Raw genomic sequence first — 15,014 nt, forward strand, 5'->3', positions numbered from 1 at the left:
GGCAAACGATTATCCGTCCTCAATGCGGGCATTTTCAACTTAACTTTGACGTTTTTCGCCAAAATGCGTGCGAGGCGGTGAAGAAGTGAACAGAGTATGCGCAAACGTTATCGTGAATGCGCAATTTGATAACAATTTCAGGACCCGCCTGGGATCTCGAACGGCCCGCCCTGCTGGATCGCCCGCTGCCAGGCCGGACGCATTTCGACGTTTTTCTTCCAGCTTTGCAGGCGGGGAAGATTGTCTATGCCGCCGCGTTCCAGCAGGGCGAAGACCGGAAAACTCATCTGCACGTCCGCCATGCTGAGATGATCCCCGGCGAACCAGCGATGCTTCTCCAGCGAGGATTCCAGAAAGCGGGCGTGCGTTTCCAGCTGACGGTTAAGATAGGCCTTCTCAACCCCCTGCCCCAGCACCTTGCCGAGCGTTCGCAGGCCAAACGGGACGGGCGGTTTACCGAGGCTGGCGAAGACCAGCTTCATCAGCAGCAGCGGCATTAACGATCCTTCTGCGTAATGAAGCCAGAAACGGTATTGCAGCTTTAGCTCACGATCCTGGGGCTTCATCTGCGACCCGGGATCGTAAGTTTCCTGCAAATATTCGAGGATAGCGCCCGATTCCGCCAGGATCAGGCCGTTGTCCTCCAGCACCGGGGATTTTCCCAGCGGGTGGATTTTACGCAGCGTGGCGGGGGCCATCATGGTCTTATCCCGCTGATAACGAACGATCTGGTACGGTAGAGAGAGCTCTTCCAGCGCCCAGAGCACGCGCTGCGATCGGGACTGGTTGAGGTGGTGGACCTTAATCATCGTCATCTCCAGTTGGGCTTATCCACTAACTATAGAAAATTGCACAACCTGGCAAAAAAATTTTGCCGAGTTTTTGCGCGATGAGGCTGGTAAAGCTAAGGCCGCGGCCTAGACTTAAAGTGTCAGCACAAGCCGGAACCTCCACCAGATGCTCGACTGAGGGGTGTTGATGTCGGGGGAAACCCTCCTGTGAACCAGCGGGATAGAGAGAAAGACAAAGACCGGGAACAAACTAAAGCGCCCTGTTGTGGCGCTTTAGTTTTTTATGCGGCCGGTTAATCCTCTTCCAGCAGCCGCGCGCCGGTTCCCTGCTCCCCCAGCTTATCGCCAGGGTTACGCAGCGGGCAGTCGCTGCGCGACAGGCATCCGCAGCCAATGCATCCATCCAGCTCATCGCGCAGCGCCACCAGGGTGTGAATGCGCCGGTCCAGCTCATCGCGCCACTGGGAAGAGAGTGCCTTCCACTCCTTTGCGCTCAGGGTATGCCCTTCCGGCAGGATACCAAACGCCTCGCCAATGGTGGCCAGCGGGATACCAATACGCTGGGCAATCTTAATGATCGCCACATAGCGCAGCACGTCACGGGTATAGCGGCGCTGGTTGCCGGCGTTGCGGATGCTTTTAATTAACCCTTTGCTTTCATAGAAGTGCAGTGCAGAGACCGCCACACCGCTACGCCTTGCCACCTCGCCCGGAGACAGCAGCGGTTTAATCCGCGGTAATTTCTTTTCCATAAAACCTCTTTACCTCAAGTTAACTTGAGGAATTATACTCGCCCGCAGACAAAACGACGAATCAACCGATACAGGTGTATCCAGAGAGAGGCTGCTCTATGTCACATCAACAAATTATTCAGACACTTATTGAATGGATGGATGACCATATCGATCAACCTTTGAGTATTGATGTGGTGGCGAAGAAGTCGGGTTACTCGAAGTGGTACTTACAGAGAATGTTCCGCGCCGTCACGCATCAGACGCTGGGCGAATACATTCGTCAACGCAGATTATTGCTGGCTGCCCAGGCGTTACGCACCACCCAGCGGCCCATTTTTGATATCGCCATGGATCTGGGATATGTCTCCCAGCAGACTTTCTCTCGCGTCTTCCGCCGCGAATTTGATCGCACCCCCAGCGACTATCGCCATCAGCTCAATTAGTGGCTATGAGCAAGGGCTGTCGCGACGGGTTGATGTTGCCAGGTCATGAAATCCTGCGGTGACATCGCCTTGGCAAAGTGCCAGCCCTGGCAATACTGCACGCCGCGCTTGTTCAACCACATCACCTGCTCTACGGTTTCTACCCCTTCCGCGATGGTTTTCAGGCGCAGGCTTTGGGCCATTTCGATAATGTGCTCAACGATAAGATGGCTGGTGCTGTTGGTGGTCAGCGTATCGATGAAGGTCTTGTCGATTTTCAGGATATCCACGTTCAGCGAGTAGAGGTTGTGCAGGTTGGAATAGCCGGTACCAAAATCGTCAATCGCCACCTCATATCCCGCCTGGCGGAATGCCTGAATCACCGGCGTAGTCCTGGGGACATCAATGAAACCGCGCTCCGTCACTTCAATTTTGATCTGCTGGGCCCGCACATTATAGTGCCGGGCTTTATCGGTGATCATCGCAATCAGGCGCGAAGAGTGGAAGTCCGTTGCCGAGAGGTTAATGGAGATATAAAGATGCGGGTTACAGGCCAGGAAATGGCCCAGATCGCTGAAGACTTCTTCTACCACGTAATCGGTAATGCGTTCGCTCATCCCCTCTTTTTCTGCCAGCGGGATAAACTCTACCGGGCTCATTACCGGGCCGTTAAAGCCTGGCCAACGCAACAGCGCTTCTGCGCCGACACACGCATTTGTTTTAATGTCGATAATGGGCTGGTAATGCAGGCAAAGTTGTCTTTTATTTAATGCCCGATGCAATAAGCGACCCGGAGAATTAAATTCGCGTCGCGTCCGAGACCACATCAATAAAATGATAATACTGCTGATCATGCCCAGCGGCAGGGTTAATGTCGCCTGATGATAGAGCACTTCGTAAAAGCGCTGATTAGTCGTGGAAACAATAGCGGCAATCGGGCGTTTGTCCGAATGAACAATAGTGTAAAAGCGGCCTTCGTTCTGGAATATAGCTTCGTTATCGCCAATCAGCTTTTTTAATGCCTTTTCTTTTGCCTGTTCACTGATAGAGAAAAAGTCGTTGTTCACCGTATCAAATACCCCCCACGCCAGGGAGCGGTCGGCTGACATGACTTCGCTATAGGTCAGGGGATTAACTACCACCACATAATTACCGACCTGCATATAGGTCATTTTATATCCCGCATAAAAAGGCGTATCGCGGTAATAATAGATAGAGACGTCAGGGGCGCGTTGGTAATTGGCAGCAGAGATTAAATAGGGGTTTTCAGGCGTGCTGGTGGTTGAGCAGAGAAACGCTTTACCTTCGGCGTACAACAGGTCGGCAATGTAGAGTCGGCCCCGGACGATATTTAACATATATTGCCGGTGTTCCGGTGTGCAAATATTACCCGAGTATTTTTCAGCCGCATGACGTGCCAGCTCAACCTGCTGAATAACCAGTTCAGTTTTGTCTAAAGCAAGAGCAGCAAATGAGCGAAGTTGACTGCTTGTTTCGTTGACCGCGCGTTGCTGAGCAAACCATAGCGCAAGCATCACAGGTAGCAAAACTACCATGATAACCCCGACTATCCTCAGCACCTTGTCCCGTGCGTTACGATTCATTTCCGCCCTATTATCCCTGCTTTTTATGTGCCTGTAGTCATGAAGGCCGGATGCTTTGCTAAACAGGTGATTACGTTGCATGAATCATGCGAAGTTAGCAACTGACTTTTAACGCCAATAACCTAATATTGAGTTATGCCGATAATATTTGTCCGTAAGCCAAACTGAAAGTATTCGTTTCGTGTTTATTAAGTTAAATAATTACCGATCCAGGAAGCCAGGCTCCCGGATAACTCAACAGAAAATCGTCGATTAAGCCAAACTACCTACAGAATGAAAAAAGCGCAACTTCATCATGAAATTTTGTGCTATTTAACCCTTCAGGATGATTGAAGTGATTTATAAATAATCAACCGCGACGATTGTTTTACCTCTTCCACCACGCTTGGCATCGTAAAGTGCCTTATCTGCGCTAATGAGTAGCGATGAGGTATCGCGTGGTTTTCCGCTCACCTCCACCACGCCCGCACTGAAAGAGAGCCTTAAGGTGCGGCTGCCGACCTTAAGCGGCGTGAGGGAGAGCGCCTGACGGAGCACCGTGGAGAGCTGCACCGCCGCGTCGCTGTGAGTTTTGGGCAGCAGCAGTAAAAACTCCTCTCCCCCTACCCGGCCCAGCGCTGCCCCCGAGGGGATCACCGTCCGCAGGCAGTCGCAAAAATGCACCAGCGCGGCATCGCCCACCAGATGCCCCCACTTATCATTAATCTGTTTAAAGAAATCCAGGTCGAGCATCATGACAGAGAAGTGGCTGTCGGCCTCTTCGCGCTGGCAGGTCTCCAGCGCAGCGCCAATCTGCTGCAGGATGGCAGAGCGGTTCAGACAGCGAGTCAGATCGTCGGTGGTGGCCTTCACCTCCAGCTGCTGCTCCGCTTTTTTACGCGCGGTAATATCGAGCCCGATATTAAGGATAGAGCCGTCCGGCAGAGAGATGTTTGACCACAGGATCGTCAGCTGAACGCCGTCCCGCCGCAGCGGATGCCATTCATACATATCGTTCAGCGGGGTGGTATTGACCGACTCGCGCACCCGGCGGCGCTCCTCCGGGTCAGGGTAAAAGAGCGCCAGCGGATCGGCATGGGCGTTGATCTCCGCCATCGTCCAGCCAAACACCTTTTCGCATTCGGCATTCCACAATACGCAGCGGCTATGCCGGTCAAAGGAGTTCATCAGTACCGGCGCCCGCTCAAACAGGGTTTTATACTGGGTGATCATCCGCTGCATCTCTTTTGCCGTGCGCTCGCGGGCAACGAGGCCGGTCAAATAGTCCTTCAGTTTTTCGACCAGGATCACCACCACCTCTTTTAGCACGGTGATGCTGCTTTGCGGTTGCGTAAAGCCGAGGAAGAAGTAGCCGTTGCAGCGATCCTGTTGCAGCGACAATTTATACAGCACGCCACACTGTAAATGCGTATGGCCCGGATGGGCGGCAGGAAATAAAAGCGTACCGATCTTCTCTTTCCAACAGATCACCCGCCATGCCCGGTGGTGACGTTGCAATAACGCACTGGAAAGAAAGGCTTTAATTTCTGGAGAATGGCAGGTTAATTCGCCGACGCTGACAAACTGCGGCTGGCCCACATCGTCCTCCATCATCACCCAGCTGGTCTGGGCGCCAAAGGTATGGTTAATCGTCTGGAGAAGATCGGTTAAGGTTTGCTGCGACGATAATTTTGGCATTAATTTAGCTAATGCGTGCAGAGCCCGCGTGCTGTCATTTATATTCTCTCGATTTGCTTGCTTCATCGTTTTATTCGTCGCTCATTTAACGAGATAAAAAATGTCGCAACGAATAAATCAGGAGTGAAAGGATACGCAGCCAGCATCTATTATTGCGGCTGTCTGACCCTGTCGAAAAAGAAAGTGTGTGTAAAATTAAAAGTACAGCAAATAATAACCAGTAAAAGCCTGATTTATTTATTACGGGCTAGTCACGTAACCGGATGAAGCATAATCCATAGCCCTGAGGCTGTAAATATTGTACATCGGCATGCTGCCTGTACATGTTTTCTTATCTCAATGAATTTTCAATAAAGTTGTCGCAAACGGGCACTTAGCAGACTAAAGAAATATTTCTTCGGGCTATTTATACAACAAAAGCCGGGTTAAAAAACGCCATTTTCATGCATTTGCCCACTGGCGAATAAAAGAACAAGTGTGATATAGTTCACACATCTGATGTAACAAAAAACATCGTTTCATTTTGTCAGTCTGAGCTTGCCGGTAGCCAGTTTGCCACGTCCGGGCAACGTCGCGCTACACCCGGCGGCGGTTATCTTTGAGGATCGGTCTTATGGCAGCTATTACCACCGGTGTTGTCTTTGCACGCTGGGAGTTGTTGAGCGCGGTGCTGATGTTTCTGGCCAGTACGCTGAATATACAGTTCAAGAAATCGGATTACGCGGTACTGGCGGTGATCAGCACCTGTCTGGGTCTGGCGGCGGCCTGCTGGTTTGCCACCGGCCTGTTGGGCATCACCCTGCTGGATATGGCCGCGGTCTGGAATAACGTTAAAACGATCATGGTTGAGGCAATGAGCCATACGCCGCCGGACTGGCCGATGATGTACACCTGATGCCCGCGGGCATAAAGGCTGAATACAAAAAACCCAGACATGCGTCTGGGTTTTTTTGTTTTTGCGAATCGCGGGTTCTGGCTATCAGAACGGGATGTCGTCGTCGAAATCCATTGGCGGTTCGTTGGACTGCGCTGGCGCAGACGGCTGCTGCGGACGGGACTGCGCGCCGCCGCTGAACTGGTTGCCGCCCTGCGGCTGCTGAGGCTGACCCCAACCGCCCTGCTGCTGGCCGCCACCTGCCGGCGCGCCGCCACCCTGACGACCACCCAGCATCTGCATGGTGCCGCCAACGTTCACCACCACTTCAGTGGTGTATTTTTCCTGACCGGATTGATCGGTCCATTTGCGGGTACGCAGCTGGCCTTCAATATAGACCTGAGAACCTTTACGCAGATACTCACCGGCCACCTCGGCCAGTTTGCCAAACAGCACGACGCGGTGCCATTCGGTCTGCTCTTTCATCTCACCGGTCGCTTTATCACGCCAGGATTCGGAGGTAGCCAGCGTAATGTTGGCCACTGCACCACCACTCGGCATATAGCGTACTTCCGGGTCCTGGCCCAGATTACCGACGAGAATCACCTTGTTTACGCCTCTGCTGGCCATGATCGTGTCTCCTGAAAACAATTTCTAAATAGTGTAAACGCGCGAGTGTACCATTTCCATGCCGCATGTTCATAGCTACGAGGCGGATTCCACCCAACTCTTTTCGTGGTCTATTTTTGCACAACGAATCTGAATTTGCATCTCAATACTGTATATCCAGACAGGTCAATTTGTGTCATAATTAATCGTTTATGCCGGTTGTCCTTCAAACAAACCAGGCATTCCGTGTATCTACCTACCGGGAAAGGTGAATGGATAAGATCGAAGTTCGGGGCGCCCGCACCCACAATCTCAAGAATATCAACCTCGTCATCCCTCGCGACAAGCTGATTGTCGTCACCGGGCTTTCAGGCTCAGGCAAATCCTCTCTGGCTTTCGACACCCTCTATGCCGAAGGACAGCGTCGTTACGTTGAGTCGCTCTCTGCTTATGCGCGTCAGTTCCTGTCGCTGATGGAAAAACCGGACGTCGACCATATCGAAGGGTTGTCGCCTGCCATCTCCATTGAGCAGAAGTCGACCTCCCATAACCCGCGCTCCACCGTCGGGACCATCACCGAAATCCATGACTACCTGCGTCTGCTCTATGCCCGCGTGGGCGAGCCGCGCTGCCCGGACCACGATGTCCCGCTGGCGGCCCAGACCGTCAGCCAGATGGTGGACAACGTGCTGGCGCAGCCGGAAGGCAGACGCCTGATGCTGCTGGCGCCAATCATTAAAGAGCGTAAGGGCGAGCACACCAAAACGCTGGAAAACCTGGCAAGCCAGGGCTATATCCGCGCCCGTATCGACGGGGAAGTGTGCGATCTCTCCGATCCACCGAAGCTGGAGCTGCAAAAGAAACACACCATTGAGGTGGTGATCGACCGCTTTAAGGTGCGTGACGACATGACCCAGCGCCTGGCGGAGTCGTTCGAGACCGCGCTGGATCTCTCCGGCGGTACGGCGGTGGTTGCCGATATGGACGACCCGAAAGCGGAGGTGCTGCTCTTCTCCGCCAACTTCGCCTGCCCGGTGTGCGGCTACAGCATGCGCGAGCTGGAACCGCGTCTGTTCTCGTTCAACAACCCGGCGGGCGCCTGCCCGACCTGTGATGGCCTGGGCGTACAGCAGTACTTCGATCCCGATCGGGTGATCCAGAACCCGGAATTGTCGCTGGCTGGCGGCGCTATCCGCGGCTGGGATAAGCGTAACTTCTACTATTTCCAGATGCTGAAGTCGCTGGCAGAGCACTATAAATTTGACGTTGAAGCGCCGTGGGGCAGCCTGAGCCCAACCGTGCACAAAGTGATCCTGTTCGGTTCCGGCAAAGAGAACATCGAGTTCAAATACATGAACGATCGCGGCGATACCTCGGTGCGTCGCCATCCGTTTGAAGGCGTGCTGCACAATATGGAGCGCCGCTACAAAGAGACCGAATCCAGCGCCGTGCGTGAAGAGCTGGCGAAGTTCATCAGCAACCGCTCCTGCGCCACCTGTGACGGTACCCGTCTGCGTCGTGAAGCGCGCCACGTATATGTGGAAAACACGCCGCTGCCGGCCATCTCAGACATGAGCATCGGTCATGCGATGGACTTCTTCACCAACCTGAAGCTCTCCGGCCAGCGGGCGAAAATCGCCGAAAAAGTGCTGAAAGAGATTGGCGATCGTCTGAAATTCCTGGTGAACGTTGGCCTGAACTACCTGACGCTTTCCCGCTCCGCAGAGACGCTTTCCGGCGGCGAGGCCCAGCGTATCCGTCTGGCGAGCCAGATTGGTGCGGGCTTAGTGGGCGTCATGTACGTGCTGGATGAGCCGTCTATCGGCTTGCATCAGCGTGACAACGAGCGTCTGCTTGGGACCCTGATCCACCTGCGTAACCTCGGTAACACGGTGATTGTGGTTGAGCACGATGAAGATGCCATCCGCGCCGCCGACCATGTGATCGACATCGGGCCGGGTGCGGGTGTCCACGGCGGCCAGGTAGTGGCGGAAGGGCCGCTGGACGCCATCATGGCGGTGCCGGAGTCCCTGACCGGCCAGTACATGAGCGGTCAACGCAAGATTGAGGTGCCAAAACAGCGCGTGCCTGCCAACCCGGAAAAAGTGCTGAAGCTCACCGGCGCTCGCGGCAACAACCTGAAAGACGTGACGCTCACCCTGCCGGTCGGCCTGTTCACCTGTATTACCGGGGTGTCGGGTTCCGGTAAATCGACGCTGATTAACGACACGCTGTTCCCGATTGCCCAGACCCAGTTGAACGGGGCGACGCTGGCTGAACCGGCGCCGTATCGCGAGATCCACGGTCTGGAGCACTTCGACAAAGTGATCGATATCGACCAGAGCCCAATTGGTCGTACCCCGCGCTCTAACCCGGCGACCTATACCGGTGTCTTCACGCCGGTACGTGAACTCTTTGCCGGCGTGCCGGAATCGCGCTCACGCGGCTACACGCCGGGCCGCTTCAGCTTTAACGTGCGCGGCGGGCGCTGCGAAGCCTGTCAGGGCGATGGTGTGATCAAAGTTGAGATGCACTTCCTGCCGGATATCTACGTACCGTGCGATCAGTGCAAAGGCAAGCGCTATAACCGCGAAACGCTGGAGATTAAATACAAAGGCAAGACCATCCACGAAGTGCTGGATATGACCATCGAAGAGGCGCGCGAGTTCTTTGATGCCGTTCCGGCGCTGGCGCGTAAGCTCCAGACCCTGATGGATGTTGGTCTGACCTACATTCGTCTGGGCCAGTCAGCAACCACCCTTTCCGGCGGGGAGGCGCAGCGCGTGAAGCTGGCGCGTGAGCTCTCCAAACGCGGCACCGGACAGACGCTGTACATTCTGGATGAGCCGACCACCGGTCTGCACTTTGCCGATATCCAGCAGCTTCTCGACGTGCTGCACCAGCTCAGAGATCAGGGCAACACCATCGTGGTGATTGAGCACAACCTGGACGTGATTAAAACCGCGGACTGGATTGTCGATCTCGGTCCCGAAGGCGGCAGCGGCGGCGGTGAAATACTGGTTTCCGGCACCCCGGAAACCGTCGCGGAGTGTGAAGCCTCGCACACCGCCCGCTTCCTTAAACCGCTTCTGAAGTAGTTACACTGACAGCTGCTGCCGGGTCATCTCCGGCAGCAGTTCCACCGCCTGCTTGTAAGAGGCATCCACCAAATAATAAATCTGCGAATCCGGAATCGACCCGTCCAGATAGACCGTGCTCCAGTGAGCTTTATTCAGGTGCTTGCTGGGACGCACGTCGTTGTGCTGCTGGCGCAACAGTTCCGCCAGTTCAGGGCTGGTTTTTAACGAGGCCGCCGGACGGCCCTCCACATCTTTCACCATCGCAAACAGCACGTCGGCGACTTTGATCTGGGTTGCCTTCCAGTCGCTGTGCACACTTTGCTCCGCACCCGGCTTATTCATGCAGTACTGAAGTATCTCCGAAATTGTCATCTTTATTCCCCTTGTAGCGTGGCGATGATTTTGCGCGAACCGCCGTGGATACGATGTTCTCCCAGCCAGATCCCCTGCCAGGTGCCCAGCTGCAGACGGCCATGATTGACCGGCAGCAGTAAAGAGACGCCTAGCGTGGAGGATTTAATATGGGAAGGCATGTCGTCTGGCCCCTCGTCATCATGTTCCCAGCGGGCACTGTCGGGAATGGATTTGAGAAAATGCTGCTCCATATCGGAACGGACGGTGGGATCGCAGTTCTCGTTAAGAGTGAGAGAGGCTGACGTATGTTGCAGCAACAGATGAAGTAAACCCACGTTAATGCGGGGAAGATCGCGAATCTGACCGATGATCTCGTCCGTCACCAGGTGAAAACCGCGAGACCTGGCGCGCAGGGTCAGGGTTTGCTGATACCACATGTGCTGCTCCGTTTTACAGGTTGATCCCTCTAAGTGTGCAGCAATACGTCGAAAGGTAAAACCCGCAGCGGGTAAATCTGCTTAAAAAGTGTTCCTGTCTGCGCCAGGGACCAGTGAGGGATGATCTCTTTACGGCCCCCTTCGCCAAAAGAAGGAGGCCGTGAGTAAGTGCTTACATTACAGCAGCGAAGGCCTTCGCCACGCGCTGAACGTTGCCACTGTTCAGGCCTGCAACGCACATGCGTCCGCTGGCAATCAGATAGACGCCGAACTCGTCGCGCAGGCGGTCTACCTGCTGCGCGCTGAAGCCGGTATAGCTGAACATGCCGCGCTGCTGTAGCAGGTAGTCGAAGTTGTGCCCCGGAACGGCATCCTTCAGCACATCCACCAACGTCTGGCGCATGGCGAGAATGCGGGTGCGCATCGCTTCCACTTCTGCCAGCCACTCGGCTTTGAGTTCGTCATCACCCAGCACAGTTGCCACCACCTGCGCACCGAAGTTTGGTGGGCTGGAGTAGATACGACGCACGGTCGCCTTCAGCTGACCCAGCACGCGCCCGGCGGCGTCCTGATCTTCACAGACCACCGACAGGCCGCCGACACGCTCGCCATACAGCGAGAAGATTTTGGAGAAGGAGTTGCTGACCAGCGCCGGCAGGCCTGCGCTGGCGATAGCGCGGATGGCGTAAGCATCCTCTTCCATCCCGGCGCCAAAGCCCTGGTAGGCGATGTCGAGGAACGGGATCAGATTGCGGGCCTTCAGCACCCCGATAACCGCATCCCACTGCGCATTCGTCAGATCGGCACCGGTCGGGTTATGGCAGCATGGGTGCAGCAGCACGATGCTGCGTTCCGGCAGGGTACTCAGTTTTTCCAGCAAGGCGCCAACGCGTACGCCGTTGGTCTGGTCGTCGAACCACGGATAGGTATTCACCGTGAAGCCCGCGCCTTCGAAGATGGCGACGTGGTTTTCCCAGGTCGGGTCGCTCACCCAGACACCCGATTCCGGGAAATATTTGTGCAGGAAGTCGGCGCCGACCTTCAGCGCGCCGGAGCCGCCCAGCGTCTGGATGGTTGCGACACGCTTCTCCGTCAGCACCGGATGGTCTGCGCCAAACAGCAGCGGGGCGATGGTGTGACGGTAGCTGTTAAGCCCTTCCATCGGCAGATAGAGCGACGCACCGTGCGGCGTGGCGTTCAAACGCGCTTCGGCTTTGGCAACGGCCTGCAGCTGCGGGATGATGCCCGCTTCGTTGTAGTAAAGACCGATACTGAGGTTAACTTTATCGCCACGCGGATCGTCTTTGAAACGCTCCATTAAGGAGAGGATGGGGTCGCCAGCATAGGCGTCGACTTTCTGGAACACGCGATGGTTCTCCGGATAATAATGAGGCAGGGAATTCAACAATAAACCGGAAGTGGCAGAAGATCGAGAGGATGTTAATGAAGATGGGGTGTGGGCGACACGTTGCGTGGCACTTCATAAAAAACGGGCGTAGTCGGTTTCTTCAACCTGAGGATGAGGGGGAACATGCGACTCAGGTGGTGGTTCCGTTCACCTTACGTTTCTTGCTTCTCTGATACATCTGAACCGGTGAACGTGCCAGGGTGGCTCAATCGCCACCACCCTGGCGACCCGGGCTCCCGGCAAGAAAATCGCCGCTTCGCGGTCCCCTCAGCTTATTCCTCCAGGCTTTCGGGTCGGGCACCAGCCTGCATCCCTGCAGGCTATGCCCTCTCGGCGCGTCCCTGCGCCTCGCCCCGGCCTTCCGGAAACGCTTCGGCGATTTTCAGCCGGACCAGGGAGCCGCTGTAAGTTCTTTATTCACTTATTAATATTCATCGCTTAAGCACAAGATAATTACTGGCGATCTCTCATCCCTACAAGGAAAGTCGCGTTCAATCAAGATACCGCATCGCCAGGCGCGACGTCAGCCGCGTGATAAGTTCGTAAGCACTTACTTTTGTGATTTCCGCGATTCGCTCCACGGGCAAACCTTCGCCCCACAGCGTCACCGGATCACCCGCTTTCTCCTCGGCCTCTGGCCCAAGGTCAACGCAGATCATATCCATCGCCACGCGGCCAACAATGGTCACTTCCCGGCCATTCACCAGCACTGGCGTCCCGGATGGCGCCGCGCGCGGATAGCCGTCGCCGTAGCCCATCGCCACCACGCCTAAACGGGTGTCGCGTTCGCTGATCCAGGTCCCGCCGTAGCCAACCGGCTCCCCGGCTTTGTGCTCGCGCACCGCAATTAGGCTGGAGGTGAGTGACATTACCGGCTGAAAACCGAGGTCCGGTCCCCAGGGCTTACCCTCCAGCGGCGAGACGCCGTACAGGATTATGCCTGGACGTGCCCAGTCGAAATGAGACTGCGGCCAGAGCAAAATGCCGCCGGATGCCGCAATCGAGCGCATCCCCGGCTTACCTTCGCAGAAGGTATTGAAGATATCGAGCTGCTGCTCAGTGGCACCACAGTCAGGCTCATCGGCGCGGGCAAAATGGCTGACGATATTGACCGGCTGACGGACATTCCTGCACTGGCTTAAGCGCTGGTAAAACGCCTCCGCCTGCTCCGGGCGCACGCCCAGACGGTGCATGCCAGTGTCGAGCTTCATCCACACGGTGACGGGCTCGCTGAGCACCGTATTTTCCAGTGCTTCGAGCTGCTCCAGATTGTGTACGGCGGTATGCAGCCGTTGCGTGGCGATAGTCGGGAGATCGGCGGCGTTAAAGAAGCCTTCGAGCAGCAGAATCGGCTGGGTGATCCCCCCTTCGCGCAGGCGCAGGGCTTCTTCGAGACGGGCGACGCCAAAGGCGTCGGCATCAGGGAGCGTTCGCGCGGTCTCAATGAGACCGTGTCCGTAAGCGTTCGCTTTCACGACTGCAACGAGCTTGCTGGCGGGCGCCAGTTCACGCAGGCGTTGCAGGTTGTGTCGCAGAGCGCGGCGGTTAATGACTACTGTTGCCGCTTGCATTGCAAATCCTTGTTAAAAGAAGGTCGGAGAGTTATTCGTCATCGTATTGCGGGCCAGCGTAGTTGTCGAAACGCGACCACTGGCCGTTAAAGGTAAGCCGCACCGTACCGATGGGGCCGTTACGCTGCTTACCGATAATAATTTCCGCGATCCCTTTCAGGTCGCTGTTCTCGTGATAAACCTCGTCACGATAGATGAACATAATTAAGTCGGCATCCTGCTCGATAGAGCCGGATTCACGCAGGTCGGAGTTAACCGGACGTTTGTCGGCACGCTGCTCCAGGGAGCGGTTAAGCTGCGACAGCGCAACCACTGGCACCTGCAACTCTTTCGCCAGCGCTTTCAGCGAGCGGGAGATTTCGGCGATCTCAAGCGTTCGGTTATCAGAGAGCGACGGGACGCGCATCAGCTGGAGGTAGTCGATCATAATCAGGCCAATGCCGCCGTGCTCGCGGGCGATACGGCGCGCGCGGGAGCGCACTTCCGTTGGCGTCAGGCCGGAGGAATCATCAATATAGATATTACGTTTTTCCAGCAGAATGCCCATGGTGCCGGAGATCCGCGCCCAGTCCTCATCGTCCAGCTGCCCGGTACGAATACGGGTCTGGTCCACGCGGGACAGCGAGGCCAGAGAACGCATCATAATTTGCTCGGAAGGCATCTCCAGACTGAAGATTAAAACCGGTTTATCCTGCAACATCGCCGCATTTTCGACGAGGTTCATCGCAAATGTCGTCTTACCCATCGACGGGCGCGCGGCGACGATAATCAGATCCGATGGCTGCAAACCGGCGGTCTTTTTATTCAGATCGTCATAGCCCGTGTTAACGCCTGTAACCCCGTCGTGCGGCTGCTGGAACAGCTGCTCAATACGCGAGACGGTGGCGTCCAGCACGTCGGCGATGTTCTTCGGCCCTTCGTCTTTATTGGCCCGGCTTTCGGCGATTTTAAATACCCGGGATTCGGCCAGGTCGAGTAGTTCATCACTGTTACGCCCCTGCGGATCGAAACCAGCTTCGGCGATTTCGTTGGCAACGGAAATCATGTCGCGTACCACCGCACGTTCACGCACGATGTCCGCATAGGCGCTGATGTTCGCCGCGCTTGGGGTGTTTTTTGACAGTTCAGCCAGATAAGCGAAGCCGCCTACCGACTCCAGCTGCCCCTGACGCTCCAGCGATTCCGCGAGCGTGATCAGGTCGATGGGGCTGCCGGACTCCTGCAACCGCGCCATTTCGGTAAAGATATGGCGGTGCGGGCGGGTGTAGAAATCGTCAGTGACCACGCGCTCGGCGACGTCGTCCCAGCGTTCGTTATCCAGCATTAAACCGCCCAACACCGACTGTTCCGCTTCGATCGAGTGAGGCGGAACCTTTAATCCGGCTAACTGGGGATCGCGTTCCCGGGGTTCAGTCTGTTTGTTGAAGGGTTTGTTTCCTGCCATAGTGAATGG

Annotated in this window: 13 protein-coding genes; 3 read left to right on the forward strand and 10 right to left on the reverse strand. The window is 55.7% G+C overall.

What is annotated here, in order from left to right:
- Positions 1-137 precede the first annotated feature (137 nt).
- Positions 138-809, reverse strand: coding sequence for a glutathione S-transferase family protein (locus tag DVA44_RS22255; RefSeq protein WP_114388177.1), 672 nt, complete (start codon positions 807-809; stop codon positions 138-140).
- A gap of 275 nt (positions 810-1,084) precedes the next feature.
- Positions 1,085-1,543: a redox-sensitive transcriptional activator SoxR gene (soxR, locus tag DVA44_RS22260; RefSeq protein ID WP_103177870.1), complete on the reverse strand. Its 459-nt coding sequence runs from the start codon at positions 1,541-1,543 to the stop codon at positions 1,085-1,087.
- 98 nt (positions 1,544-1,641) lie between these two features.
- On the opposite strand from soxR, the gene soxS reads away from it, so the two are divergent.
- Entirely contained in the window at positions 1,642-1,968 is a 327-nt protein-coding gene (gene soxS, locus DVA44_RS22265; RefSeq protein ID WP_103177869.1) for a superoxide response transcriptional regulator SoxS, read from the forward strand.
- On the opposite strand, the gene DVA44_RS22270 is transcribed toward soxS, so the two are convergent.
- The gene (locus DVA44_RS22270) at positions 1,965-3,551 is read right to left on the reverse strand and encodes an EAL domain-containing protein (RefSeq protein WP_114316146.1); all 1,587 of its coding nucleotides are present in this window, start codon (positions 3,549-3,551) and stop codon (positions 1,965-1,967) included. The genes soxS and DVA44_RS22270 overlap by 4 nt on opposite strands.
- A gap of 339 nt (positions 3,552-3,890) precedes the next feature.
- Complete coding sequence (locus DVA44_RS22275; RefSeq protein WP_114388178.1) at positions 3,891-5,294, reverse strand: sensor domain-containing diguanylate cyclase; 1,404 nt, start codon at positions 5,292-5,294, stop codon at positions 3,891-3,893.
- A 547-nt stretch (positions 5,295-5,841) separates the two neighbouring features.
- Between DVA44_RS22275 and DVA44_RS22280 the strand changes: the two genes are divergently transcribed.
- Entirely contained in the window at positions 5,842-6,123 is a 282-nt protein-coding gene (locus tag DVA44_RS22280) for a YjcB family protein (protein ID WP_103825404.1), read from the forward strand.
- Between the two features lie 84 nt (positions 6,124-6,207).
- Here DVA44_RS22280 and ssb1 read toward each other — a convergent pair whose 3' ends face one another.
- Entirely contained in the window at positions 6,208-6,732 is a 525-nt protein-coding gene (gene ssb1, locus DVA44_RS22285) for a single-stranded DNA-binding protein SSB1 (protein WP_114316148.1), read from the reverse strand.
- 251 nt (positions 6,733-6,983) lie between these two features.
- Between ssb1 and uvrA the strand changes: the two genes are divergently transcribed.
- Positions 6,984-9,809 carry an excinuclease ABC subunit UvrA gene (gene uvrA, locus DVA44_RS22295; RefSeq protein ID WP_114388180.1) on the forward strand — a complete coding sequence of 942 codons (2,826 nt, stop codon included), beginning with the start codon at positions 6,984-6,986 and terminating at the stop codon, positions 9,807-9,809.
- Here uvrA and DVA44_RS22300 read toward each other — a convergent pair whose 3' ends face one another.
- From DVA44_RS22300 to dnaB, 5 genes are all read right to left on the reverse strand, one after another.
- Positions 9,810-10,163: an MmcQ/YjbR family DNA-binding protein gene (locus DVA44_RS22300; protein ID WP_103825401.1), complete on the reverse strand. Its 354-nt coding sequence runs from the start codon at positions 10,161-10,163 to the stop codon at positions 9,810-9,812.
- 2 nt (positions 10,164-10,165) lie between these two features.
- On the reverse strand, positions 10,166-10,582 hold the full coding sequence (locus tag DVA44_RS22305) for a secondary thiamine-phosphate synthase enzyme YjbQ (RefSeq protein WP_114388182.1): 417 nt from the start codon (positions 10,580-10,582) through the stop codon (positions 10,166-10,168).
- Positions 10,583-10,754: 172 nt separating this feature from the next.
- On the reverse strand, positions 10,755-11,948 hold the full coding sequence (tyrB, locus tag DVA44_RS22310) for an aromatic amino acid transaminase (RefSeq protein ID WP_114388183.1): 1,194 nt from the start codon (positions 11,946-11,948) through the stop codon (positions 10,755-10,757).
- A gap of 533 nt (positions 11,949-12,481) precedes the next feature.
- Entirely contained in the window at positions 12,482-13,561 is a 1,080-nt protein-coding gene (alr, locus tag DVA44_RS22315; protein WP_114388184.1) for an alanine racemase, read from the reverse strand.
- Between the two features lie 31 nt (positions 13,562-13,592).
- A complete protein-coding gene (gene dnaB, locus DVA44_RS22320; RefSeq protein WP_103177851.1) occupies positions 13,593-15,005 on the reverse strand; it encodes a replicative DNA helicase in 1,413 nt (470 codons plus the stop codon).
- Positions 15,006-15,014 lie beyond the last annotated feature (9 nt).

Source organism: Leclercia sp. W17, from assembly GCF_003336325.1.
In the GTDB taxonomy this organism is placed as follows: Bacteria; Pseudomonadota; Gammaproteobacteria; order Enterobacterales; family Enterobacteriaceae; genus Enterobacter.

Excerpts from the sequence above, each read along its gene's own strand:
- soxR (WP_103177870.1), bottom strand. The coding sequence starts at position 1,543 with ATGGAAAAGAAATTACCGCGGATTAAACCGCTGCTGTCTCCGGGCGAG.
- DVA44_RS22255 (WP_114388177.1), bottom strand. The coding sequence starts at position 809 with ATGATTAAGGTCCACCACCTCAACCAGTCCCGATCGCAGCGCGTGCTC.
- uvrA (WP_114388180.1), top strand. The coding sequence starts at position 6,984 with ATGGATAAGATCGAAGTTCGGGGCGCCCGCACCCACAATCTCAAGAAT.
- dnaB (WP_103177851.1), bottom strand. The coding sequence starts at position 15,005 with ATGGCAGGAAACAAACCCTTCAACAAACAGACTGAACCCCGGGAACGC.
- DVA44_RS22275 (WP_114388178.1), bottom strand. The coding sequence starts at position 5,294 with ATGAAGCAAGCAAATCGAGAGAATATAAATGACAGCACGCGGGCTCTG.
- ssb1 (WP_114316148.1), bottom strand. The coding sequence starts at position 6,732 with ATGGCCAGCAGAGGCGTAAACAAGGTGATTCTCGTCGGTAATCTGGGC.
- DVA44_RS22270 (WP_114316146.1), bottom strand. The coding sequence starts at position 3,551 with ATGAATCGTAACGCACGGGACAAGGTGCTGAGGATAGTCGGGGTTATC.
- alr (WP_114388184.1), bottom strand. The coding sequence starts at position 13,561 with ATGCAAGCGGCAACAGTAGTCATTAACCGCCGCGCTCTGCGACACAAC.
- DVA44_RS22305 (WP_114388182.1), bottom strand. The coding sequence starts at position 10,582 with ATGTGGTATCAGCAAACCCTGACCCTGCGCGCCAGGTCTCGCGGTTTT.
- soxS (WP_103177869.1), top strand. The coding sequence starts at position 1,642 with ATGTCACATCAACAAATTATTCAGACACTTATTGAATGGATGGATGAC.
- DVA44_RS22300 (WP_103825401.1), bottom strand. The coding sequence starts at position 10,163 with ATGACAATTTCGGAGATACTTCAGTACTGCATGAATAAGCCGGGTGCG.
- DVA44_RS22280 (WP_103825404.1), top strand. The coding sequence starts at position 5,842 with ATGGCAGCTATTACCACCGGTGTTGTCTTTGCACGCTGGGAGTTGTTG.